The following is a 23,021-nucleotide window of genomic DNA, read 5'->3' as shown; positions in this document are numbered from 1 at the left end:
GTTACCTCACAGACTGATTGCGATTGGCTGCGGGCTGGCGGCCAAAAGACGTTTGATTTCCGGCACGCAGGAGCCGCACTGCGTGCCGCACCCCAGTTCTTGTTTGAGCCCATTCAGGTCCAGGCCACGGGCGATCCCGGCGCAAACTGTGTTTTCGCTGACATTTATGCAGTTGCACAGGACCTTGCTGCTGGCTGCGGCACCCCCCGGTGGCGCGCTTAACGGCGCCAATAGCCAGCGGCGTAATTGATCGTCGGCGCGGCCTTCCAGCCAGAGGCTCTGCAGCCAATGGCGGGCGAGGGTTTCGCCGGCCAGGCGCAACGCGGTAATGCGGCCTTTTTCGATTTTCACCCGTTTACCGATGGAACGGCGCGGGTCGTCATACGCCATCACCGGGCCGTCATTGAGCCCCAGTAACTGATCAATGCGGTTCAGCAACTGCAGGTCTGGCGCCTCGGTATGGGCTGCACGCACCAGCAACGCGGGACGCTCACGTCCGGACAGGCTCAGGCTGACGTAGGCAAAACCCTCACAGAGCGGGCGCAGGGCTTCGAAATGTCGCTGCACATCGCCCTCAATCAGCGCAAACAGCTGCCACGGCAGTTGCACCGCTTCCAGGCGCACACCGCTGTGTTTGAGTTCCGGCTGTTTCGACAACGGGTCGCACGCCGGCTGGGTCAGCACGTTGACGCCGCCTTTGAGAAAACGGTCGCCCCAATGCATGGGCAGGAACGCCTGGCCGGGGCGCACGCTGTCATCGCTGGTGACCGCGACGATGACATTGCCTCGACGGCTTTTCAGGCTGACCAGGTCGCCTTCTTTGAAGCGGTGACGGCGCAACTCGTCCGGGTGCAGGCTCAACAGCGCTTCGCTGACATGCCCGAACAACTGCGCTGCCGTGCCGGTACGGCTCATGCCGTGCCATTGGTCGCGCAGGCGGCCGGTGATCAGGGTCAAGGGGAAGCGTGCGTCACGCTGCTCCTTGGCGGCGCGGTAAGGGTCGGCGACAAACTGCGCACGGCCATTAGCGGTGGGGAAAATGCCATCCACGTAGAGGCGCGGCGTTCCGGCTTGTGCACCCCTGGGAAACGGCCACTGTTGCGGACCGAGCCGGTCAAGCAGGGCATGGCTGATGCCTGACAAATCCAGGTCGCGGTCCTGCGTCAGCAGCTTGAACTCGTCAAAAATCTGCGCCGGTTGCTCAAAGGCAAACAGGCTGCTCAGGCCCGGCCGCAGACGACGCTCCAGGCGTCGGGCGAAATCCACCGTAATCGCCCAATCCGGCCACGCTTCTCCCGGTGCGCTGATGGCGCGTCGCACGTGGGAAATACGCCGTTCGGAGTTGGTCACCGTGCCTTCTTTTTCACCCCAGCTGGCGGCGGGCAACAGCAGGTCGGCGTAGGCGGCGGTCTCGGTGGTTCGAAACGCTTCCTGCAATACCACAAACGGACATGTCGCCAAGGCTGCACGCACGGCATTCTGGTCCGGCAATGATTGGGCGGGGTTGGTGCAGGCGATCCACAACGCTTTGATCTTGCCCGCCTGCACCTGCTCGAACAGTTCGATGGCCGTGAGGCCGGTGCTAGCGGGCAGTTGATCGACGCCCCAATAAGCGGCGACTTCTGCGCGATGTTCGGGGTTGGCGGCGTCGCGATGCCCAGGCAGCAAATTCGACAAGCTGCCGGTCTCGCGCCCGCCCATGGCATTGGGTTGGCCGGTCAGGGAAAACGGCCCGCAGCCTGGCCGGCCAATCGTACCGGTGGCCAGGTGCAGGTTGATCAGCGCGCTGTTTTTTGCACTGCCCGCAGTGGATTGGTTCAACCCCATGCACCACAGCGACAAAAAGCTACTGGAGGTGCCCACCCACTGTGCGCACAGGCGCAACTGTTCGACGCTGATTCCGCACAGTTGCGTGACCATCTGCGGCGTGTAGTCATGCACCAGGCGTTTCAGCTCGACCAGGCCGTCGGTATGCGCCTGGATAAAATCGCGGTCGATCCAGTCTTCCCACAGCAGCAGATGCAAAATCCCATGGAACAGCGCGACGTCGGTCCCCGGCAGGATCGCCAGGTGCAGGTCAGCCAGTTCGCACGTGTCTGTGCGCCGTGGGTCGATCACCACGACTTTCATCTGTGGGCGGCGCGCCTTGGCTTCTTCCAAACGTCGGAACAACACTGGATGAGCGTAGGCCATGTTACTGCCGACGATCATCACGCAGTCGCTGGTGTCCAGGTCTTCATAGCTGCAGGGCGGGGCATCGGCGCCCAGGCTGCGCTTGTATCCAACGACGGCCGAGGACATGCACAGCCGCGAGTTGCTGTCGATATTGTTGGTGCCGACCAGGGCACGCGCCAGTTTGTTGAAGCTGTAGTAGTCCTCGGTCAGCAATTGCCCGGAGATGTAGAAGGCCACGCTGTCCGGACCGTGCGCGGCGATGGTCTCGGCAAATACCGTGGCCGCATGTTCCAGGGCGGTATCCCAATCGGTACGGGCGCGGGCCAGGTCTTTGCCCAAGCGCAACTCCGGGTACAAGGCGCGGGCGTCGAGGTCACCGGTCAGATGCAGGCTGGCGCCCTTGCTGCACAGCTTGCCGAAGTTGGCCGGGTGGTCCGGATCGCCTTGCACGCCGAGGATCCGGGTGCCGTCATGCTCAATCAGCACGCCGCAGCCCACCCCGCAATAACAGCAGGTGGACGCGGTGACCTGGCGGTTCATCACCCTGCATCCCGCAGGGCCAGCATCACTCGGCCGTTTTCCACGCGGGCGAGGTGATGATGGGCACAACCGATATCCGGCGCCTGGGCTTCGCCGGACGCCAGGTCGATCTGCCAATTGTGCAGCGGGCAGGCCACGCGCTTGCCATAGATCAAACCTTGGGACAGCGGCCCGCCTTTGTGCGGACAACGGTCATCGAGTGCGAAGACTTCATCGTCGCTGGTGCGAAAAATCGCAATGTCGCCCTTGGGCCCGTTGATGATGCGCGAGCCCAATGCGTTGATTTCTTCCAGAGCGCAGATATCCAGCCAGTTCATGCTGGCACCTCCAATTGCTTGACCGGGATGACGTCGAATTCCTTTTTCAGCAGCGGCTGTTCCAGGCGTTCTTTCCAGGGGTCTTGCTCGAATGACAGCGAAAACTGCAGGCGCTCGTTGAGGGTCTGACGCCGGGCCGGGTCTTCGAGCACGGCTTTCTTGATGTGCTCCATGCCCACCCGTTGCAGGTAATGCACGGTGCGCTCCAGGTAGAAGGCTTCTTCGCGGTACAACTGCAGGAATGCGCCGTTGTATTCGCGCACTTCTTCGGCGGTCTTGAGCTTGACGAAAAACTCCGCGACTTCGGTTTTGATCCCGCCGTTGCCGCCGATGTACATCTCCCAGCCCGAGTCCACACCGATGATTCCCACGTCCTTGATGCCTGCTTCCGAGCAATTGCGTGGGCAACCGGACACCGCCAGCTTGACCTTGTGCGGCGACCACATATTGAACAGGTCGTGCTCCAGCTCGATGCCCAGTTGCGTGGAGTTTTGCGTACCGAAGCGGCAGAACTCGCTGCCCACGCAGGTCTTCACGGTACGGATGGATTTGCCGTAGGCATGCCCGGACGGCATGTCGAGGTCTTTCCAGACGCCGGGCAAGTCCTGCTTCTTGATGCCAAGCAAGTCGATGCGCTGGCCGCCGGTCACCTTGACCATGGGCACGTTGTACTTGTCGGCCACATCGGCGATACGGCGCAGCTCCGACGGATTGGTCACGCCGCCCCACATGCGTGGGACGACGGAATAGGTGCCGTCTTTCTGGATGTTGGCGTGGGCGCGCTCGTTGATCAGGCGCGACTGCGGGTCGTCCTTGGCTTCGCCCGGCCAGGTGGAAATCAGGTAGTAGTTCAGCGCCGGGCGGCAGGTGGCGCAACCGTTGGGCGTGCGCCAGTTCAGGTAGCTCATGGTGCCGGCGATGGTCAGCAGGTGCTGGTCGCGAATGGCCTGGCGGATTTGCCCGTGGTTGAGGTCGCTGCAACCGCAGATGGCTTTTTCGCTCTTGGGTTTGACGTCGGCGGCGCCGCCCACGGTGTTGATCAGGATCTGCTCCACCAGCCCCGCGCAAGATCCGCACGAGCTGGCGGCCTTGGTGTGCTTTTTCACCTCATCGACGCTGAACAGCCCTTGTTCCTGGATCGCCTTGACGATGGTGCCCTTGCACACGCCATTGCAGCCGCAGACCTCGGCATTGTCGGCCATGCTCATGGCTTTGTCCTGGCCCTGATGGCCTACATCGCCCAGTGCATTTTCGCCAAACATCAGATGGTCGCGGATCTCACCAATCGCGTGGTTCTCACGGATCTGGCGGAAATACCAACCTCCATCGGCGGTATCGCCGTACAGGCAGGCGCCGACCAGGATGTCGTCCTTGATCACCAGTTTTTTGTACACGCCGCCGATGGGGTCGGAGAGGGTGATGGTTTCAGTGCCTTCGCCGCCCATGAAGTCTCCGGCGGAGAACAGGTCGATGCCGGTGACTTTCAGCTTGGTGGAGGTGACCGAACCTTTGTAGGTGGCGAAACCCAGCTGGGCGAGATGGTTGGCGCAGACCTTGGCCTGTTCGAACAGCGGCGCCACCAGGCCGTAGGCAATCCCACGGTGGCTGGCGCATTCGCCGATGGCATAGATGCGCGGGTCGTAGGTTTGCATCGTATCGTTGACCAGAATCCCACGGTTGCAGGGGATGCCGGACTTTTCCGCAAGTTCGGTGTTGGGGCGGATACCAGCGGCCATCACCACCAGGTCGGCGGGAATGATATCGCCATTTTTGAACTGCACCGAGCCGACCCGGCCGTTGCCGGCATCGTGCAAGGCCTGGGTCTGTTCGCACAGGCGGAACACCAGGCCGCGGCTTTCCAGCTCGGTTTGCAGCAGTTGGCCGCTGGTTTTGTCCAGCTGCCGTTCCAGCAGCCATTCACCGATGTGCACCACGGTCACCTGCATGCCGCGCAGCATCAAGCCGTTGGCGGCCTCAAGGCCCAGCAGCCCACCACCGATGACCACGGCGTGCTTGTGGGTCTTGGCGGTGTCGATCATGGCCTGGGTGTCGGCAATATCGCGGTAGCCGATCACGCCCTGCAAGGTATTACCGGGAATGGGCAGGATAAACGGGGTGGAACCGGTGGCGATCAGTAGGCGATCGTACTCGGCTTCGGTACCGTCTTCGGCGATGACCCGGCGCTTGATCCGGTCGATCTGCACCACCTTGCGGTTGAGCAGCAGCTTGACGTTGTTATCGAGGTACCAGTCCAGGTCGTTGAGCACGATCTCTTCGAAGGTCTGCTCGCCGGCCAGCACCGGCGACAGTAGGATGCGGTTGTAGTTGGTGTGGGGCTCGGCGCCGAACACGGTGATGTCATAGATGTCGCTGCTGAGCTTGAGCAGTTCTTCCAGGGTGCGAACCCCGGCCATGCCGTTGCCGATCATCACCAGTTTGAGTTTTTTCATGTCGCTCTCCGACCAATCACGCGCCAAACAAAAAAAGGCGTCCCCGCTAGTTACCTAGCGAGGACGCCTTTGTCCTGGTCCCGTTCTCTCGGGAAGCTCGGCCCTTCGACGTTGAAGGAGCGGCTATATGTGGGTTGTTGGGATAGCTAATGCAGCAGCTGTGCCAACTGCCGATGCCCCCAGTTTTATTGGGCATTTAGCGCGAATGCCGCAGGGTTTTGCCCGTTAGTGGTGCAAGAGCCAGTAGAGCAGCACCAGATTGATCAGCAGCGAAGCCATCGCCAGGGTTTGCCAGACCTTCAGCGGTTCACGCTCCAGCAGGGGGCGCGCGCGCACGCTCAGCTCACGGCGGTCGGCCTGTTCCAGCACCAGCAGCCATTCTTCGGCGGTTTCATAACGTTGCTGCGGTTGCGCGGCCACGGCCCGTTCGAGGCTCGCGGGCAACCAGTCGGGCAAGTCAGGACGGTAGCGGCTGGCGCTGACCGCCTGAGTGAAGCGCGGGCGTTGGAAAGCTTCGATTTCACCGTAGGGATAGTGGCCGGTCAGCAGGTAATAGAGCGTGACGCCGACACTGTACAAATCCTGTTGCGGCGTAGGCCGCTCGCCGCTGAACGACTCCGGCGCGATAAAGCTCGGGGTGCCGGGCAGCACATGCGCGCGGTCTTCGGACAGCCCTGGGCAGTAGGCCAGGCCGAAATCCAGCACGCGCAGTTCACCGTCATCCCCCAGCAACAGGTTTTCCGGCTTGATATCGCGGTGCAGAATCTGCCGCCGGTGCAGCAGGCCCACCGCGCGCAGCAAACGCTCGGCGATGGACTGCCATTGAGCCAGGGGCAATGGGCCCTGGCGCTTGAACAGTTCGGCCAGGGTTTGCCCCGGATATTCACGCATCACGTAGTACAAATGCTGACGCCCGCTGGCGGCATGCACTTCAGGGAATGCGCGGCCGGCGACCCGGCGCAGAAACCATTCTTCCGAGAGCAGGGCCTGGGCGGCGTCCGTATCGGCTTCGCGATTGAGCGGCAAGGTTTTCAGCAACCAGGGCCGCTGTTGATCATCCTGCACCCGATACAGCAATGACTGTCGGCTCTGCGCCAACAGGCTGTGCACCTGCCAACCTTCGAAACGTTGCCCGGCCTTGAGCAGCGGCGGCAGCGGCCACTGCTGCAACTGCACCAGCGCGTCGCCCAGCGTGGCGGCGCCGAGGGCATCGATGCGCACCAGCAAGGCGCTGGCATTGTCCTGGCTTCCCGCCAAGTGCGCGGCATTCACCAGGGTGTTGACCGCCAGGTCCAAGTCGCTTTGCTCGCGCAGAATCGCGCGGATGCTGTGGTCGCCCAACGTGGCCCAGACCCCGTCACTGAGCAGCAGGAAACACTCGCCGGCGCGCAGTTCTCCGTCGAGAAAATCCAGCACCAAATGTTGGTCCAGGCCGAGGGCACGCTTGAGCACATGCTGCATGCCCGGTTGCTCCCACACATGGTCTTCGCTGATGCGCTGCAGCTCGCCGTCCAGCCAGCGATAGGCGCGGCAATCGCCGACGTGGGCCAGGGTGAAACGCTGGCCGCGAAACACCAGGGCACTGAGGGTGGTCAGCAGCGGCTGGCCGCCGCCATTGGCTTGCAGCCAGCGATTCTGCGCGACCAGTAAACGCTCCAGCGCCTGGGCCACGCCCCAGGTCTGCGGCGTGGCGTAGTAGTCCAGGGCCAGCGCCTGCAAGGTCGAGCGTGCGGCCAGGCCGCCATCGGCGCATTGGCTGACACCGTCGGCCAATGCGCACAGGTAGCCTTTGCTCGCGGCCAGTTCCGCCATGGGCGTGACCACCCGCAGCGCGTCCTGGTTTTCTGCCCGTGGGCCGATCGCACTGGCCTGGGCGACGCTCAGTTGCAGGCTCATCAGACGCGCGCAGCGGTCACGGCAGCCGAGCCCCAGGTGGTTCTCCAGCGACGCTTGACGCCGTGCAGGCCAAACCAGGCCAGCACGCCGAGGCTGGCGAACAGCCACAGGGCCACCTGGTAACTGCCGGTACTCTGCTTGATCGCACCCATGCCGGCCGCCAGCACAAAGCCGCCAATGCCGCCGGCCATGCCGATCAAACCGGTCATCACGCCGATCTCACTGCGAAAACGCTGTGGCACCAGTTGGAATACCGCACCATTCCCGGCGCCAAGGCCGAGCATGGTGCAGACGAAAAGCGCCAACGCGGCGTAGGAACTGGGCAGATTGAAACCCACCGCCGCAATGCAGATCACCGCCACGCTGTACATGCCGAGCAGGGTCTTGATCCCGCCGAAACGGTCCGCCAGGGCACCGCCCAAGGGGCGCATCAGGCTGCCACCGAAGACACAGGCCGCGGTGTAGTAGCCAGCGGTCACCGGGCTCAGGCCGTACTGGTCGTTGAAGTAGCCGGGCAGGGCGCTGGCCAGGCCGATGAAGCCGCCAAAGGTCACGCTGTAGAAGAACATGAACCACCAACTGTCGCGATCACCCAGGGCTTTGAAGTAGTCGGCCATCGACTTGGCTTTCGGGCGTTGCGGGGCATTGCGGGCGAGCCAGGCGAACACGATCAGGGTGAGAATCAGCGGAATCAACGCGAAGCCGAACACATTGCTCCAGCCAAAGGCCGCCGCCAGTACCGGGGCCAGTAAGGCAGCAAACACGGTGCCGGAGTTGCCGGCGCCGGCGATGCCCATGGCTTTGCCTTGGTGCTCGGCCGGGTACCATTGCGAGGCCAGCGGCAGGGCGACGGCAAACGAGGCGCCGGCCATGCCGAGGAACAGGCCCAGCAGCAGGGCTTGCTCGTAGCTGTGAATGCCCAGCTTCCAGGCGCAGAACAACGCGACGATCACGATCACCTGGCCGATCAGCCCGGCGGTCTTGGGCGACAGCTTGTCGGCCAGCATGCCCATGAGAAAGCGCAACACCGCGCCCGCCAGAATCGGCGTGGCGACCACCAGGCCGCGCTGTTGAGTGGTCAGGTGCAGGTCGGCGGCAATCTGTACCGCCAGCGGGCCCAGCAGGTACCAGACCATGAAGCTCAGGTCGAAATACAGGAACGCGGCAAACAGGGTCGGGGTGTGCCCGGATTTCCAGAAGCTTGATTTCATCACGCACCTCAACGGTTGGGTCTAAAACGAAAAAACGCCGCCACCGGGTTCGCGAGGGCAAACCGGGTGTGCGACGTCTTTGTCGTGGATTGGGCAACCGCCGTTGGCTACCTGTAGAGGTTCTTTAGCAAGAGCCGCGCCAGATCACCCGAGCAATTCGCTCATGGCAATAATCTGTTCGGCGACCTGGATCAGTTTCTGCTGGCGGCTCATGGCCTGGCGGCGCATGAGGGTGTAGGCCTCTTCCTCATTGCAGTCCTTCATTTTCATCAGCAGACCTTTGGCCAGCTCGATGCGCTTGCGCTCCGCCAACTGTTGATCGCGGGCGTGAAGCTGGGCGCGCAGGGCCTGGTCGCTTTCGAAGCGTGCCATGGCCACATCAAGGATCGGTTGCAGGCGCTGGGCCTGGATGCCTTCGACGATGTAGGCACTGACCCCGGACTTGATCGCCTGGCGCATGACATTCGGGTCGTGCTCATCGGTAAACATCACGATAGGACGGGGTTGATCGCGGCTGACCAGCACCACCTGCTCCATCACATCGCGGCCGGGTGACTCGGTATCGATCAGGATCACGTCGGGGCGCACCGTTTCGACGCGCGCGGGCAAGTCGATGGTCAGGCCGGATTCATCGATCACCTCAAAACCGGCCTCGGTCAACGCGGCCTTGAGCCGGCCGACTTTGCGCGGGGTGTCGTTGATCAACAGGATTCGCAGCATGGTCGTGCTCCTGTCAGCGCAGCGCTTGGCGGCTGGTGTCGTCCGCCATGGCGTGCAGACGGAAGCTGCGGGCATAGCCGGCGGGGTCGGAGCCGTCCCAGACCTTGCCGTCGATCAACTGGCTGCTGCGCATGTCTTCGTCATGGGGCGGGACGCCGACGGCGCTGGCGGCTTGACGGTACACATCCAGTTGTTGCACCTGGCGGGCAACCTCAAGGTAATCCGGGTCTTCGCGCAACAGGCCCCAGCGGCGGAACTGGGTCATGAACCACATGCCGTCGCAGAGGTAGGGCAGGTTTACCGCACCATCGGCGAAAAAACGCAGCGCATACGGGTCCTGCCACTGGTTGCCCAGGCCATCTTCGTAATTGCCCAGCAGGCGCGGTTCGATACAGTCCAGCGGTGCGTCGAGGTACTCGCGGGCGCTGAGCAGCTGGGCGGTGGAGCGACGGTTTTGCGTGCTCGCTTCGATAAAGCGGCTGGCTTCAAGAATCGCCATCACCAGCACACGGGCGGTATTGGGGTATTGGTCGACGAAGGCCTGGGTACAGCCCAGGACTTTTTCCGGATGATTCGGCCAGATCGACTGGCTGGTCGCCAGGGTGAAGCCCTGGTTCTGCTTGACGGCGCTGGCGCACCAGGGTTCACCGACGCACAGGCCGTCGATACGACCGGCTTGCAGGTGCGCAACCATTTGCGGCGGGGGGACCACCACGCTGTCCACGTCCCGCAGCGGGTGGATGCCCTGGCTCGCCAGCCAGTAATACAGCCACATGGCGTGGGTGCCGGTGGGAAAAGTCTGGGCGAAGGTGAGTTTTGTACGGCTTTGGTGCACGTGACGCTCCAATGCCTCAGGAGTGACCACGCCTTGCTGCTGCAGCCCACGGGACAGGTTGATGCTCTGCCCGTTCTGGTTCAGCCCCATCAGCACCGCCATCGGGCTCGGAGCAACGCCGCCGATGCCCAGGTGCACGGCATAGATCAGCCCGTACAGGCTATGGGCGGCGTCCAGCTCACCGCTGACCAGTTTGTCGCGCAGGTTGGCCCAGGACGTTTGACGCTTGAGGTTGAGCGTGAGGCCGTAGGGTTGCGCAAACCCCTGGGTGGCGGCGACCACCAGCGAGGCGCAATCAGTCAAGGCCATGAACCCCAGGTCGAGACTGCTCTTTTCCGGCGCGTCACTGCCGTTTACCCAGGCCAGCGCCGGGGTCACCGGGCTGTTGCCGACCGAATCGTTCATCCACACCTACCTTTTCTCTCAAAAAAAAGCGTCGCTTCCTCGGATGGCGATACCAGCCATTACAGGGAAACGACGCCTTTGTCCGTAGGCCCGCTCCGTCGTTGGCGCGCGCCCTGATAGAGAGTGCATAGCAAGGCACATGCCACGGGGCAGCCGTCAGCTTTCCATCATGATTGAACCTCGCCTGCCTCTCAGTATGGCCGCTCTTTCGCGCTCTACCGCCCAGGACAACCAAGGTGCATGCTGATTCTCCCATTCCAACGAACCGCCACTGCCTCGGTAGCACGCTGCTGTGGGTGGTGCTGTTGCTGCTCAGCCGGGTTGCCTGGGGCGAGCCGTATCAGGCCAGCGATGAAAGCCTGGCCAGTTTTTTCGCTGCATTGTCAGTGCCCCTGGGCCTGCCTGTGGTGGTCAGTCGGGAAGCGGCGCCCAGGCGTGTCAGCGGGACCTTCGATTTCGAGGCGCCCCAACAGGTCCTCGAGGCGCTGGCCCGGCGTGAAGGCCTGATCTGGCACAGCGACGGGCAATCGGTGCACATCTACAACGCGACCGAAGCGAGAACCTCCGTGGTGGCGTTGCGGTACATCTCGGTCAACCGACTGCGCGGCATCCTGCGCCGAACGGGGCTGGATGAATCGCGCTATCCCTTGCGCGACAGCGGGGTACGTACCTTCTACGTGTCCGGGCCACCCAGCTATGTCAACCAGGTGCTGCGGCTGGCGCAATTGACGGACCGCCAACGCAGTGAACTGCGCGTGGGCACGCACGCCTTCGGGGTGGTGCAGGTGTTCAATACCCACGTCGAGGATCGGCAGTATGGCAGCGGCGCGAGCAAGGTCAGCGTGCCGGGGATGGCCTCCGTCATTCAAGGCCTGCTGGCCAGTGAGCAGAAGGGCCCGCTGGCGGACAAGAACCTGACGCTGATCGCCTATGCGGACACCAACAGCCTCTTGATCAAAGGCAAACCGGCCCAGGTAAGCCTGATCGAGAAGCTGGTAGATGAACTGGATGTACCCAGGCAACTGAATGAAGTCTCGTCATGGCGGGTGGATGTGGGCCGTGACGAATCGAAGCCTCCGGCCGGGCCGCCGCCGTTGACGGCTGCGCAATATGAACGTGTGCAACGTGCGTTCGTAAGGCCGGGCCGCGAGCGTTCCCCCTGAATAAAAGGCGTTTGTCCATGTACCTGGAAATACTGCTGCAGGAGCAATTGATCAGCCGTAAGCGTCTGGCTGCGTTTGCGCCGGGGAAAGTGTTGCCTTTGGCGCCTGAGGTCATCCACTGCGTGGAGGTGCGGGTCAACGGGCAGTTGATGGCTGTGGGTGAGTTGGTGCAGCTGGAGGACCGGTTAGGCGTTGAATTGCATGAGGTGTATCAGGAATGGCTACCTCGTTCGGGTTGAGTGGTGAACTGTCTTACAACGAGACGCTGAAAAACGCTGACTGAATAGGGTTTTTCCTAGCGTGATACGCGAGACAGGTTTTTATAGTCATGGCATCGGGCGAGTGAGCCGTCACAGCAAGAAGGATTTGAATGTCAGCAGTCGAATGTGCAGGACGCCTTATGGACATCGGGATTGAAGAATCGACAAATTCCCTGGTTTTCGCTCACTGGACCTTGCATGAAGATGGTCGGCTCACGGGTAGGGAAACCGATATTCAACTGCCGCCCAAAGAGGGGAGCGTGCTCCGACTGTTGCTGGTTTCCGGCGGTTCGTTGATGACCAAGGACCGCTTGTTGGCGCTTGCCTGGCCCCGGGGCGAGGTGGCTGATGAGTCATTGACACGTTGCATCTACGCCTTGCGCAGACACTTGAAGTCCGACAAAGGGTTTATCAAGACCGTGTATGGCAAGGGCTACCGTTTTACCTGCCCTGTGCAGGTCCGGAACGCCGAGCCCAAGCACGTCATGCACGTGTGTTCGGCGTGCGGGCAGATCAGCAGTGTTTAAAGTGTGGGGCAGGGGCCTGATGCTGGGCTTGCTGATGGGCAGCAACCAGGCCCTGGCCTACTGCTGGGATGAAGTGGCGCGTCGTTACGACTTCGAGCCGGAGTTGCTGCAGGCCATCGCAGCGGTAGAGTCGGGGTACCGCGCAGAAGCGATCAACTATGCCAACGCTAATGGCACGCATGATATCGGCTTGATGCAAATCAACAGCAGTCACCTGCCTCGCCTGCTCAAGCTGGGCATTACCGAAGAGCGGCTGTTGAGCGAGCCGTGTTTGTCGGTGGAGGTCGGTGCCTCGATTCTTGCCGGGTTCGTTCAGCGTTTCGGCTATAACTGGACGGCGGTGGGTTCCTACAATGTGGGAGCGGGCGCCGGGGCGGAGCGTGACGCGTTGCGCATGCGCTACGCCGAAAAAGTCTGGGCGCGTTATGCGGCACTGATGGCCCATCGTAATTGACGATTGGGCGGCACGCCTCGCATGCAGCGTGTGTCCCCGGCTATAATCGCGCCACCTTTCGCCGCCATCCGAGTCTAGCCCGCCCATGTATACCCTGGCCCGCCAGCTGTTGTTCAAACTCTCCCCGGAAACCTCCCACGATCTGTCCCTGGACCTGATCGGTGCCGGTGGCCGCCTGGGGCTCAATGGCCTGGTATGCAAGGCTGCGGCGAAAGTACCGGTGTCGGTGATGGGCCTTGAGTTCCCCAATCCGGTCGGGCTGGCGGCCGGCCTGGACAAGAACGGTGCGGCAATCGACGGGTTTGCGCAGTTGGGTTTCGGTTTCGTCGAAATCGGCACCGTGACGCCTCGGCCGCAACCGGGCAACCCCAAGCCCCGGATCTTCCGCCTGCCGGAAGCCGAGGCGATCATCAACCGCATGGGCTTCAACAATCTGGGTGTGGACCATTTGTTGTCACGGGTTCAGGCGGCAAAGTACAAGGGCATCCTCGGTATCAACATCGGCAAGAATTTCGACACGCCGGTAGAGCGTGCGGTGGACGATTACCTGATCTGCCTGGACAAGGTCTACGCCCACGCCAGCTACGTCACCGTCAACGTCAGCTCGCCCAACACCCCGGGCTTGCGCAGCCTGCAGTTCGGCGACTCCCTCAAGCAATTGCTCGAAGCATTGCGCCAGCGCCAGGAAGACCTGGCAGTGCGCCACGGCAAGCGAGTGCCATTGGCGATCAAGATCGCTCCCGATATGAGCGATGAAGAAACCGTGCTGGTGGCTCAGGCCCTGATGAACGCGGGCATGGATGCGGTGATCGCGACCAACACCACCCTCAGCCGTGTGGGCGTCGAAGGCCTCGCTCACGGTGACGAGGCGGGCGGTCTGTCCGGCGCGCCGGTACGGGACAAAAGCACCCATATCGTCAAGGTGCTGGCGGCCGAACTGGCGGGGCGCCTGCCGATCATCGCCGTGGGGGGGATCACCGAAGGCAAACACGCGGCTGAAAAGATCGCGGCGGGCGCAAGCCTGGTGCAGCTGTACTCCGGTTTCATCTACAAAGGCCCCGCGCTGATTCGCGAAGCGGTGGACGCGATCGCCGCCCTGCGCTGAAGGCGCTTGTGTGGACACAGGCAATAAAAAGGGCTCCATAAAGGAGCCCCTGGGCCGAAGCCCGCCGCCCGGATAGGACGTGCGTGGTTAAGTCGCTACATATTCAAGTTGATGTGTCGGAATTAAGTGCCCTGATTAGCCGACGGCGTGAAGTTCGTTGAGTCTGTGGATACCCGCAGTGCCAGTCATACCGTCCCAGTTGTCGCCTCGTCCTTCTCGCCAGCCATTGATCCAGGCTTGGCGCACCGACGGTAGAGTAAATGGGCAAAGCTCACGGGATTTTCCATGAACGCCATATTGATATCCGCGTAAAAATGCTCTTTCCAACGGATCACGCTTAAGTCTTCTCATAGGGTGTTTCCCTCACTTGTTGACTGTCTAGATATCCTTCGGCCTCGTGTGAGGCCGGGCAGAGTTTTTCTGCCGTTGGTGGGCTCGCTGCCGGCGTGGCGAGCCGATGTGTCGGCGTCGTTACGGCGCCAACCTGTGTTGAGTTCTAACCAATAGGTCACATGGATTCAATGATCGTTTTGTCATAAGCACGTAACGATAACGATGCTATAGCCATAAGCTGGGATGGCTTTTCGCCCCTTTTCCTAGGCAAAGCCAGCTATGATGTGCCCTGCGAAGAGAATGTGTTTAATCCTTTGGTGAGAATGCCCACCTGTTGCAGTCGGTTATTATTCGACGAAGGGTCGGAATATTTCTTTTTGTTGCTTCAAATTCTTCTTCTGCCCCGTCACTAAAGGCCCAAAGGCCCGTCAGACGAGGTGGAACGGCACATTCGTGCCACGCGAGCACTCTTCAAGAAAAGTGCTTGATTGAAAACCGAACCGGCGATGCGTCGCCCGTTCATTGATTGCTGAAAAGCCTGGAATGCCCCATGTCGGACCGTTTTGAACTCTTCCTCACCTGCCCCAAGGGCCTCGAAGGCCTGCTGATCGAGGAAGCCGTCGGGCTTGGCCTTGAGGACGCCCGCGAGCACACCTCGGCCGTGCGCGGCATGGCCGACATGGAAACCGCCTACCGCCTGTGCCTGTGGTCGCGTCTGGCCAACCGGGTGTTGCTGGTGCTCAAGCGCTTCCCGATGAAGGACGCCGAAGACCTCTACCACGGCGTGCTGGATATCGAATGGGCCGACCACATGGTCAGCGACGGTACGCTGGCGGTGGAGTTCAGCGGTCACGGCTCGGGCATCGACAACACCCACTTCGGCGCGCTGAAGGTCAAGGATGCAATCGTCGACAAGCTGCGCACCCCGACTGGCGAACGTCCGTCCATCGACAAGATCAACCCGGACCTGCGCATCCACCTGCGCCTGGACCGTGGCGAAGCCATCCTGTCCCTGGACCTGTCCGGCCACAGCCTGCACCAGCGCGGCTACCGCCTGCAGCAGGGTGCCGCGCCGTTGAAGGAAAACCTGGCGGCCGCGATCCTGATCCGCGCCGGCTGGCCGCGCATCGCTGCCGAAGGCGGCGCATTGACCGATCCGATGTGCGGCGTCGGCACCTTCCTGGTCGAAGGCGCAATGATCGCCGCCGACATGGCGCCCAACCTCAATCGCGAACTGTGGGGCTTCACCACGTGGCTCGGACACGTCCCGGCGTTGTGGAAGAAGCTGCACGCCGAGGCCACCGAACGTGCCGCTATCGGCATGAACAAAAACCCGCTGTGGGTGCGTGGCTATGAAGCCGATCCGCGCCTGATCCAGCCGGCCCGCAACAACATTGAGCGCGCCGGCCTGAGCCACTGGATCAAGGTGTACCAGGGCGAAGTCGGCACGTTCGAGCCGCGCCCGGACCAGAACCAGAAAGGCCTGGTGATCTGCAACCCGCCGTACGGCGAGCGTTTGGGTGACGAGGCCAGCCTGTTGTACCTTTACCAGAACCTTGGCGAGCGTCTGCGCCAGGCTTGCATGGGCTGGGAAGCCGCAGTGTTCACCGGCGCGCCGGACCTGGGCAAGCGCATGGGCATCCGCAGCCACAAACAGTATTCGTTCTGGAACGGCGCGTTGCCGTGCAAATTGTTGCTGATCAAGGTCAATCCGGATCAGTTCGTCACCGGCGAGCGTCGTACCCCCGAACAGCGCCAGGCTGAACGTGAGCAAGCGGTTTACGACCAGGCCCCGACCGAACCGGTTGAGCGTCAGTACAACAAGAACGGCAACCCGATCAAGCCAGCCCCGGCCCCGGTGGTCGAGCAGGCCCGCTTGAGCGAAGGCGGGCAGATGTTTGCCAACCGTCTGCAGAAGAACCTCAAGCTGCTGGGCAAGTGGGCCAAGCGTGAGGGCGTGGATTGTTACCGCGTGTACGACGCCGATATGCCGGAGTACTCCATGGCTATCGACCTGTATCACGATTGGGTGCATGTGCAGGAATACGCCGCGCCGAAGTCCATCGACCCGGAAAAAGCCTCGGCGCGCATGTTTGACGCGCTCGCGGCGATTCCCCAGGCACTGAACGTCGACAAAAGTCGCGTGGTGGTCAAGCGTCGCGAGCGTCAGAGCGGCACCAAGCAATACGAGCGTCAGAGCGCCCAGGGCAAGTTCACCGAGGTCAGCGAAGGTGGCGTGAAGCTGCTGGTCAACCTCACCGACTACCTGGACACCGGCCTGTTCCTCGACCACCGCCCGATGCGCCTGCGCATTCAGAAGGAAGCGGCGGGCAAGCGTTTCCTCAACCTGTATTGCTACACCGCCACCGCCAGCGTGCACGCGGCCAAGGGTGGCGCGCGCAGCACCACCAGTGTCGATTTGTCCAAGACCTACCTGGACTGGGCGCGTCGCAACTTCTCCCTCAACGGCTTTTCCGACAAGAACCGCCTGGAACAAGGCGATGTAATGGCGTGGCTGGAAGCCAGTCGCGATGAGTTCGACATGATTTTCATCGACCCGCCGACCTTCTCCAATTCCAAGCGCATGGAAGGCATTTTCGACGTGCAGCGTGACCACGTGCAATTGCTCGACCTGGCCATGGCGCGCCTGGCGCCGGGCGGCGTGCTGTACTTCTCGAACAACTTCCGCAAGTTCCAGCTGGAAGACAACCTCAGCCAACGCTATGCGGTCGAGGAGATCAGCGACAAGACCATCGACCCGGATTTCGCGCGTAACGCCAAGATCCACCGCGCCTGGAAAATTACCGCACGCTGATGCGTGTGGCGAGGGAGCAAGCTCCCTCGTCACAGCCGGTATTTACGCTGGTCAAACCCCCCACCGATGGCTATAACTTAACGTCCAGCCAAAAGTGACACCCCGCACGCTGGCGTTGTGAGTATCGCCTATGCCAATGCAAGCCGTACGCCCGAAGATCCTTGGTTTTATCAGTGAACAGGCATCGGCTTGGCTGGTGGCATTGGTGGTTTTGGCAATCGGTAGCGCGCTGACCCTGGTCATCGCGTGGGCCGCTGCCGACCTCAATCAACAGCAGGTGCGCCAGCGCTTCCAGTTGCTGGTCAATGAGCGCTACAGCCGGATTCAGGAGCGCTTCGAAGACCAGGAGCTGCGCCTGGATAGCCTGCGCCGCTTCTTCGTCAATTCCGGCGAGGTGTCTCGCAGCGAGTTTGACGGCTTCGCCCAGCCTTTGTTGTTGCATGCGCGTGCCTATGCCTGGGCGCCGCGTGTGCCTCGGGATCAGCGCAGCCGGTTTGAACAGGACATCTCGCGCCAGCGCGGCGTACCTTTCAACATCCGTGAACTGAATTCGGCAGGTGAGCTGGCGCCCGCTGCCGAGCGCGATGAATATGTACCGGTGTTATACAGCCAGACCCAAAGTCTGTTGGGCTCGCCGCTGGGTTTTGATCTGCTGGCCCAACCCCTGCGGCGCGCTGTGCTGGAGCGTGCGCAAAAAAGCGGCAAGGTGGCGGTGTCCCAGCCCATGCAATTGGTGGGCGTGGAACCGGCCTATGCCGCAGGGGTACTGTTGGTGGCGCCGGTCAGCAAGTCCGTCGATGCCCAGCCGTACGGTTACGTCATGGCGGTGATCAGCCTGCGCCAACTGGTGGCCGATGGGTTGCCCAAGGCAAACCGGGATAACCTGGCGATGCAGATCGTCGACACCTCCGACACTGAGCAGCGTGTGCTGTATGCGTCCAGCAATGCGCCGGGCGGCAGCGACCTTGTCGCCGCCCGACGTCTTACCCTCGGTGACCACGTCTACGCGCTGAGCCTGCGTGCCAGTGAGGTATTCGACAAGGCCAACCATTCCTCGACCAACACCATACTGATCATGGGCGTGCTGTTGAGTGTGCTGCTCAGTGCCTTGCTTTATGTGTTGGTCAGCCAACGCCAGCGGGCGTTGACCCTGGTGGAGCAGCGTACCGCTCAGTTGCGCATGCGTGAACAGGAGCTACGGGGCGCGCATGGTCAATTGCGCAGCGTGCTGAATGCGGCGACGCACGTCGCAATCATTGCCACGGACTTGCGCGGTGTCATCAACATGTTCAATGCCGGGGCCGAGCGGATGCTGGGGTTCAAGGGCGAGCACGTGGTGGGCCGCCTGACGTTGGAGCGCCTGCACCTGGCCGCCGAGCTCGAGACCCGCGCCATGCGTTTGAGTGTGGCGCTGGGCAAGCGTATCGCGCCGAGCCAGGCGATGCTGGTGGAAAGTCCCGACGGTCAACAGGATGCCCGCGAATGGACGCTGGTGCGCGAGGACGGCAGCTCGTTGACCGTAAACATGCTGGTCACGGTGTTGCTGGATGACCATGGCCTGTGGGTCGGGCATTTGGCGATTTACCTGGATGTCACTGAGCAGAAGCGCGCCTATGAAGCGTTGGCCGCGCGCGATCGCTTGCTGAAAAAGCTCAGTGCCCATGTGCCTGGCGGCATCTTCCAGTTCACCCTGGAGCCCCACAACAGCTGGCGCTTCATTTACGCCAGCGAAGGCATGCGCGATATCTATGAGATCGAGCTTGGCGTGTTGCAGCAGGATGCGGGCAAGCTCCTGGAACGCATTCACCCCCTGGACCTTGAGCGGGTACGCGCGTCGATACGCTTGTCGGCGCTGCAACTGAGCCATTGGCGCGAAGAGTATCGCGTGCAGTTGCCCCAGCGCGGCCTGCGCTGGATTCGTGGCGAGGCCACGCCGGAGGAATTACCCGGCGGCGGTACGTTGTGGCACGGTTATGTGTCGGATATTTCTGACCTCAAGCGCGTGGAAGAAGAGTTGCGCACGCTGTCCATCACTGACTCCCTGACGGGCATCCACAATCGCCGCTATTTCCAGGACCGCATGAAAGCCGAACTGCTGCGCCACACCCGTACGTCTGGGGCGCTGTCGGTGATCATGCTGGATGTCGACCACTTCAAGCGGGTCAACGACCAGTACGGGCACGGCGCCGGGGACGGTGTGTTGCAGGAGCTGTGCAGGCGAATCAGCCAACGCTTGCGCCGCACCGATGTGTTCTGTCGGTTGGGTGGGGAAGAATTCGTGGTGCTATGCCCGCACACCGATGGCGCCCAGGCTTACCACTTGGCGACGCAGTTGTGGCAGTCGTTGCGCAGCACGCCGATGGCGCCGGCGGGCATCGTCACCGCCAGCTTTGGGGTGGCCAGCTGGCGTGTCGATGAAGGCATTGACGGGTTGCTGTTGCGCGCGGACTCGGCGGTGTATACCGCCAAGCAGACGGGCAGGGACCGGGTGGAACTCTGTGGCAGCGGCGTTGAATAGTGCTAGAGCACTGGCGCGGCTGCAACCGCCTTCGGCTGGCGATACAGGTCCAGCAGCACTTGGTCCAGCACCGACGACGCGCCCCACGGCTTGGAGTCGTTAAGAATCGCCACCACCGCCCAGGTGTTGCCGTTGTTGTCACGGCTGAACCCGGCGATGGCGCGCACGGTGTTCAAGGTTCCGGTCTTCACATGGGCTTCGCCGCGCATGGCGGTGGTCTTCAGGCGTTTACGCATGGTGCCGTCGGTGCCGGCAATCGGCAGCGAGCTGATGTACTCGGCGGCGTAGGGGCTTTTCCAGGCCGCTTGCAGCATGGCCGCCATTTCGCGGGCGCTGATCCGTTCGGCGCGGGACAGGCCGGAACCGTTCTCCATCACCAGGTGTGGCGCGGTAATGCCTTTTTTCGCCAGCCACTGACGTACTACGCGTTGCGCGGCCTTGGCATCGTCGCCATCGGCATCGTTGCGAAACTGCGCGCCCAGGCTCAGGAACAGTTGCTGGGCCATGGTGTTGTTACTGTATTTATTGATGTCGCGGATGATTTCCGCCAGGTCCGGCGAGAATGCCCGGGCCAGGACCTTGGCATCCTTGGGCACTGGCGCCTGGATATCGCGGCCCTGGATGGTGCCGCCCAATTCCTTCCAGATCGCACGCACGGCGCCGGCGGTGTAGGTGGCATGGTCGAGCAGCGACAGGTAGGTCTGTGAACTGCAGCCGTCCGCCAACTGGCCACTGACGGTCACGGTCATACTGCCATCGGCGGCGGTCATCGGGCTGTAGCGCACGTCACCGGTGCACTGTTTGGCGTTGGAGACTTTCACCTGGTTGTCGATGCGAATGCTCGCAATCGGCGGCTCGACCGACACGATCACCCGCCCGGCATCGTTGCGTGTCACGAAGCGCAGGGCTTTGAGGTTGACCAGCAGCGCATCGGGCTTGACCAGGAACGGCTTGTTCTCGTCATTGCCGTCGTCATTGAACTCCGGCAATTGCGGCTGTTGGAAGAAGTTGCGGTCCAGCACCAGGTCGCCGGTGACCTGCTGTACGCCGTTGGCGCGCAGGTCGCGCATCAACAGCCAGAGTTTTTCCATATTCAGCTTGGGATCGCCGCCGCCCTTGAGGTACAGGTTGCCGCGCAACACGCCGCCGCTGAGTACGCCGTCGGTGTAGAACTCGGTTTTCCACTGATGGTTGGGGCCGAGCATCTCCAGGGCCGCGTAGGTCGTCACCAGTTTCATGGTGGAGGCCGGGTTCACCGACACGTCGGCATTGAATACGGTCGGCGTACCGGGGCCGTTCAAGGGCAGCATCACCAGGGACAACGCGGTATTTTGCAGTTTTGCCTTCTGGAGGGCCTGTGCGACGCTGGGGGGCAGGGTGGTATTGATGGGGGCGGCGGTGGCGCAAACGGCCAGTGGCAGGAGAACACCAGCGAGGAAAACAGAACGTAAAGATTTGATCATAGAAATAAAACCCTACTGCTGAGAAGGGTGGAAAAAGGCGAGGGGTGTGTAAGAAAATCCCTCATTGGTCATGAAAGTGTCGGCATTATGCCCCAAGCGGAGCTTACGTGTAGCTGAACGATAGCGGGGAATCGGGGTTTTTTTATCGCTTAAGCGCCGCCCGTCCCAGAGAGTCGGGCAATTGCCGCCTTAAACTGCTAAAGTGCCGCCCGTTATTACTTATGAGGATTGTTCCAATGGCGACTAACCGTTCCCAGCGTCTGCGCAAAAAACTGTGCGTTGATGAATTTCAAGAGCTGGGTTTCGAACTGAACCTGGACTTCAAAGAAGGCCTGAGTGAAGAAGCTATCGACGCTTTCCTCGAAGCATTCATCAAAGAAGCCATGGAAGCCAACGGTCTGGGCTATGTCGGCGGCGATGACTACGGTCTGGTTTGCCTGCAGAAGCGCGGCTCGGTCTCCGAAGAGCAGCGTGCTGCTGTCGAAGCCTGGCTGAAAACCCGTTCCGAGCTGACCAAGGCTGAAGTCAGCCCGTTGCTGGACGTGTGGTATCCGGAAAAGCCGATCAACGCGGCTAAGTGATACTGAAAAAAACGGCGACCTGAGGGTCGCCGTTTTTTTTATGCCTTGCGTCCGTTCAGGATCAGCAGCGTCAACACCCCCGCCACAATTCCCCAGAACGCCGAACCGATGGAAAACAGCGTCAAGCCTGACGCGGTGACCATGAAGGTAATCAGCGCCGCTTCCCGTTCCTTCGGCTCATTCATGGCGATGCTCAGGCCATTGATGATTGAGCCAAACAATGCCAGGGCCGCGATCGACAGCACCAGTTCCTTGGGCAACGCTGCGAACAATGCCGCCAAGGTGGCGCCGAACACCCCGGCAATCCCGTAGAACACCCCGCACCATACGGCGGCGGTGTAGCGCTTGTTGCGGTCTTCATGGGCGTGCGGCCCGGTGCAGATCGCCGCGCTGATCGCCGCCAGGTTGATGCCGTGGGAGCCAAAGGGCGCCAACACCAGTGAGGCGAGGCCGGTGGTGGTGATCAATGGCGAGGCCGGCACGCTGTAGCCGTCGGCGCGCAGCACGGCGATACCCGGCATGTTTTGCGAGGTCATCGCCACCACGAACAGCGGGATGCCGATACTGATGGTCGCCGCCAGTGAGAAGTGCGGCGTGGTCCACACCGGTGCCGCGACTTCCAGGTGAAAGCCACTGAAGTCCAGCAGCCCCATCAAGCCCGACAGCAGGGTGCCGATCACCAGTGCAGCCAGCACGGCATAACGCGGCGACAGGCGCTTGATGACCAGGTATGTGAAAAACATCCCCAGCACCAGGCCGGTGCGATGCTGCGCGGCGACGAAAATTTCGCTGCCGATCTTGAACAGAATCCCCGCCAGCAACGCCGCCGCCAGTGAGGCGGGGATGCGCTTGACCAGTTTTTCAAAGCTGCCGGTCAGCCCGCAGAGGGTCACCAGCACCGCGCAGGTGATGTAGGCGCCGATGGCCTCGCCGTAGGTGACCCCACCCAGGCTGGTGATCAGCAGCGCCGCGCCGGGTGTGGACCAGGCAATGGTGATTGGCGTGCGATAGCGCAGGGACAGGCCAATGCTGCACACCGCCATGCCGATGGAAAGCGCCCAGATCCACGACGAAATCTGCGCCGTGGTCAAACCGGCGGCCTGGCCGGCCTGGAACATCAGCACCAGCGAACTGGTGTAGCCGGTCATCATGGCGATGAAACCGGCGACGATGGCCGAAGGCGAAGTGTCGGCCAGCGGGCGCAAGGGCGCTTGGGTGGCGTCGGTCATGGAAAGATGATCCTTGTGCAAGAG

At 61.9% G+C, this 23,021-nt stretch carries 17 protein-coding genes and 1 pseudogene; 8 read left to right on the top strand and 10 right to left on the bottom strand.

Translation table 11 applies throughout. From position 1 onward, the window contains the following. Positions 1-6: 6 nt before the first annotated feature. From C4J86_RS19135 to C4J86_RS19105, 7 genes are all read right to left on the bottom strand, one after another. On the bottom strand, positions 7-2,715 hold the full coding sequence (locus C4J86_RS19135) for a nitrate reductase (protein ID WP_124371517.1): 2,709 nt from the start codon (positions 2,713-2,715) through the stop codon (positions 7-9). Next, positions 2,715-3,032 carry a nitrite reductase small subunit NirD gene (nirD, locus tag C4J86_RS19130; protein ID WP_057721197.1) on the bottom strand — a complete coding sequence of 106 codons (318 nt, stop codon included), beginning with the start codon at positions 3,030-3,032 and terminating at the stop codon, positions 2,715-2,717. The genes C4J86_RS19135 and nirD overlap by 1 nt, the downstream gene beginning before the upstream one ends. Further along, complete coding sequence (gene nirB / locus C4J86_RS19125; protein WP_124371516.1) at positions 3,029-5,482, bottom strand: nitrite reductase large subunit NirB; 2,454 nt, start codon at positions 5,480-5,482, stop codon at positions 3,029-3,031. The genes nirD and nirB overlap by 4 nt, the downstream gene beginning before the upstream one ends. Before the next feature lie 225 nt (positions 5,483-5,707). Then, positions 5,708-7,378 carry a bifunctional protein-serine/threonine kinase/phosphatase gene (locus tag C4J86_RS19120; RefSeq protein ID WP_124371515.1) on the bottom strand — a complete coding sequence of 557 codons (1,671 nt, stop codon included), beginning with the start codon at positions 7,376-7,378 and terminating at the stop codon, positions 5,708-5,710. After that, positions 7,378-8,589, bottom strand: a complete 1,212-nt coding sequence (locus C4J86_RS19115) for a NarK/NasA family nitrate transporter (RefSeq protein ID WP_124367953.1) — start codon at positions 8,587-8,589, stop codon at positions 7,378-7,380. Before C4J86_RS19115 ends, C4J86_RS19120 begins: the two co-directional genes overlap by 1 nt. 144 nt (positions 8,590-8,733) lie before the next feature. Then, entirely contained in the window at positions 8,734-9,309 is a 576-nt protein-coding gene (locus C4J86_RS19110; RefSeq protein WP_057721200.1) for an ANTAR domain-containing response regulator, read from the bottom strand. A 13-nt stretch (positions 9,310-9,322) separates the two neighbouring features. After that, the gene (locus C4J86_RS19105) at positions 9,323-10,549 is read right to left on the bottom strand and encodes a CmpA/NrtA family ABC transporter substrate-binding protein (RefSeq protein WP_124371514.1); all 1,227 of its coding nucleotides are present in this window, start codon (positions 10,547-10,549) and stop codon (positions 9,323-9,325) included. Positions 10,550-10,785: 236 nt separating this feature from the next. On the opposite strand from C4J86_RS19105, the pseudogene C4J86_RS19100 reads away from it, so the two are divergent. The 5 genes and pseudogenes from C4J86_RS19100 to C4J86_RS19080 form a co-directional block, all read left to right on the top strand. Continuing rightward, a pseudogene (locus C4J86_RS19100) lies at positions 10,786-11,622 on the top strand (secretin N-terminal domain-containing protein); the annotation flags it as partial. A gap of 107 nt (positions 11,623-11,729) precedes the next feature. Then, entirely contained in the window at positions 11,730-11,951 is a 222-nt protein-coding gene (locus C4J86_RS19095; protein WP_124371513.1) for a FliM/FliN family flagellar motor switch protein, read from the top strand. Between the two features lie 161 nt (positions 11,952-12,112). Continuing rightward, positions 12,113-12,499, top strand: coding sequence for a winged helix-turn-helix domain-containing protein (locus C4J86_RS19090; protein WP_124371512.1), 387 nt, complete (start codon positions 12,113-12,115; stop codon positions 12,497-12,499). A gap of 19 nt (positions 12,500-12,518) precedes the next feature. After that, complete coding sequence (locus C4J86_RS19085; protein ID WP_256681707.1) at positions 12,519-12,953, top strand: transglycosylase SLT domain-containing protein; 435 nt, start codon at positions 12,519-12,521, stop codon at positions 12,951-12,953. An 85-nt stretch (positions 12,954-13,038) separates the two neighbouring features. Then, entirely contained in the window at positions 13,039-14,058 is a 1,020-nt protein-coding gene (locus tag C4J86_RS19080; RefSeq protein WP_124363922.1) for a quinone-dependent dihydroorotate dehydrogenase, read from the top strand. A gap of 135 nt (positions 14,059-14,193) precedes the next feature. Here the strand turns inward: C4J86_RS19080 and rmf are convergent, their stop codons facing one another. Then, complete coding sequence (rmf, locus tag C4J86_RS19075) at positions 14,194-14,409, bottom strand: ribosome modulation factor (RefSeq protein ID WP_002553055.1); 216 nt, start codon at positions 14,407-14,409, stop codon at positions 14,194-14,196. A gap of 532 nt (positions 14,410-14,941) precedes the next feature. Between rmf and rlmKL the strand changes: the two genes are divergently transcribed. Together rlmKL and C4J86_RS19065 are read left to right on the top strand one after the other, a co-directional pair. Continuing rightward, entirely contained in the window at positions 14,942-17,206 is a 2,265-nt protein-coding gene (gene rlmKL, locus C4J86_RS19070; protein ID WP_124371511.1) for a bifunctional 23S rRNA (guanine(2069)-N(7))-methyltransferase RlmK/23S rRNA (guanine(2445)-N(2))-methyltransferase RlmL, read from the top strand. Between the two features lie 130 nt (positions 17,207-17,336). Beyond that, positions 17,337-19,724 carry a GGDEF domain-containing protein gene (locus C4J86_RS19065; protein WP_124371510.1) on the top strand — a complete coding sequence of 796 codons (2,388 nt, stop codon included), beginning with the start codon at positions 17,337-17,339 and terminating at the stop codon, positions 19,722-19,724. A 2-nt stretch (positions 19,725-19,726) separates the two neighbouring features. Here C4J86_RS19065 and dacB read toward each other — a convergent pair whose 3' ends face one another. Then, complete coding sequence (gene dacB / locus C4J86_RS19060; protein WP_124371509.1) at positions 19,727-21,187, bottom strand: D-alanyl-D-alanine carboxypeptidase/D-alanyl-D-alanine-endopeptidase; 1,461 nt, start codon at positions 21,185-21,187, stop codon at positions 19,727-19,729. 236 nt (positions 21,188-21,423) lie between these two features. Between dacB and C4J86_RS19055 the strand changes: the two genes are divergently transcribed. Beyond that, positions 21,424-21,768 carry a YggL family protein gene (locus C4J86_RS19055; protein WP_010208515.1) on the top strand — a complete coding sequence of 115 codons (345 nt, stop codon included), beginning with the start codon at positions 21,424-21,426 and terminating at the stop codon, positions 21,766-21,768. Positions 21,769-21,806: 38 nt separating this feature from the next. Here C4J86_RS19055 and C4J86_RS19050 read toward each other — a convergent pair whose 3' ends face one another. Then, complete coding sequence (locus C4J86_RS19050; protein WP_124363918.1) at positions 21,807-22,997, bottom strand: benzoate/H(+) symporter BenE family transporter; 1,191 nt, start codon at positions 22,995-22,997, stop codon at positions 21,807-21,809. Between the last annotated feature and the right edge of the window lie 24 nt (positions 22,998-23,021).

Source organism: Pseudomonas sp. R2-7-07 (genome assembly GCF_003852355.1).
Taxonomy (GTDB): domain Bacteria; phylum Pseudomonadota; class Gammaproteobacteria; order Pseudomonadales; family Pseudomonadaceae; genus Aquipseudomonas.
Note: the sequence above shows the minus strand (reverse complement) of the source record. Positions and strands in the feature narration are given on the sequence as shown.

What these genes read in the sequence shown, in the direction of transcription:
- C4J86_RS19135 (WP_124371517.1), bottom strand. Translation starts at nt 2,715, where the DNA reads ATGAACCGCCAGGTCACCGCGTCCACCTGCTGTTATTGCGGGGTGGGC.
- nirD (WP_057721197.1), bottom strand. Translation starts at nt 3,032, where the DNA reads ATGAACTGGCTGGATATCTGCGCTCTGGAAGAAATCAACGCATTGGGC.
- nirB (WP_124371516.1), bottom strand. Translation starts at nt 5,482, where the DNA reads ATGAAAAAACTCAAACTGGTGATGATCGGCAACGGCATGGCCGGGGTT.
- C4J86_RS19120 (WP_124371515.1), bottom strand. Translation starts at nt 7,378, where the DNA reads ATGAGCCTGCAACTGAGCGTCGCCCAGGCCAGTGCGATCGGCCCACGG.
- C4J86_RS19115 (WP_124367953.1), bottom strand. Translation starts at nt 8,589, where the DNA reads ATGAAATCAAGCTTCTGGAAATCCGGGCACACCCCGACCCTGTTTGCC.
- C4J86_RS19110 (WP_057721200.1), bottom strand. Translation starts at nt 9,309, where the DNA reads ATGCTGCGAATCCTGTTGATCAACGACACCCCGCGCAAAGTCGGCCGG.
- C4J86_RS19105 (WP_124371514.1), bottom strand. Translation starts at nt 10,549, where the DNA reads ATGAACGATTCGGTCGGCAACAGCCCGGTGACCCCGGCGCTGGCCTGG.
- C4J86_RS19095 (WP_124371513.1), top strand. Translation starts at nt 11,730, where the DNA reads ATGTACCTGGAAATACTGCTGCAGGAGCAATTGATCAGCCGTAAGCGT.
- C4J86_RS19090 (WP_124371512.1), top strand. Translation starts at nt 12,113, where the DNA reads ATGGACATCGGGATTGAAGAATCGACAAATTCCCTGGTTTTCGCTCAC.
- C4J86_RS19085 (WP_256681707.1), top strand. Translation starts at nt 12,519, where the DNA reads ATGCTGGGCTTGCTGATGGGCAGCAACCAGGCCCTGGCCTACTGCTGG.
- C4J86_RS19080 (WP_124363922.1), top strand. Translation starts at nt 13,039, where the DNA reads ATGTATACCCTGGCCCGCCAGCTGTTGTTCAAACTCTCCCCGGAAACC.
- rmf (WP_002553055.1), bottom strand. Translation starts at nt 14,409, where the DNA reads ATGAGAAGACTTAAGCGTGATCCGTTGGAAAGAGCATTTTTACGCGGA.
- rlmKL (WP_124371511.1), top strand. Translation starts at nt 14,942, where the DNA reads ATGTCGGACCGTTTTGAACTCTTCCTCACCTGCCCCAAGGGCCTCGAA.
- C4J86_RS19065 (WP_124371510.1), top strand. Translation starts at nt 17,337, where the DNA reads ATGCCAATGCAAGCCGTACGCCCGAAGATCCTTGGTTTTATCAGTGAA.
- dacB (WP_124371509.1), bottom strand. Translation starts at nt 21,187, where the DNA reads ATGATCAAATCTTTACGTTCTGTTTTCCTCGCTGGTGTTCTCCTGCCA.
- C4J86_RS19055 (WP_010208515.1), top strand. Translation starts at nt 21,424, where the DNA reads ATGGCGACTAACCGTTCCCAGCGTCTGCGCAAAAAACTGTGCGTTGAT.
- C4J86_RS19050 (WP_124363918.1), bottom strand. Translation starts at nt 22,997, where the DNA reads ATGACCGACGCCACCCAAGCGCCCTTGCGCCCGCTGGCCGACACTTCG.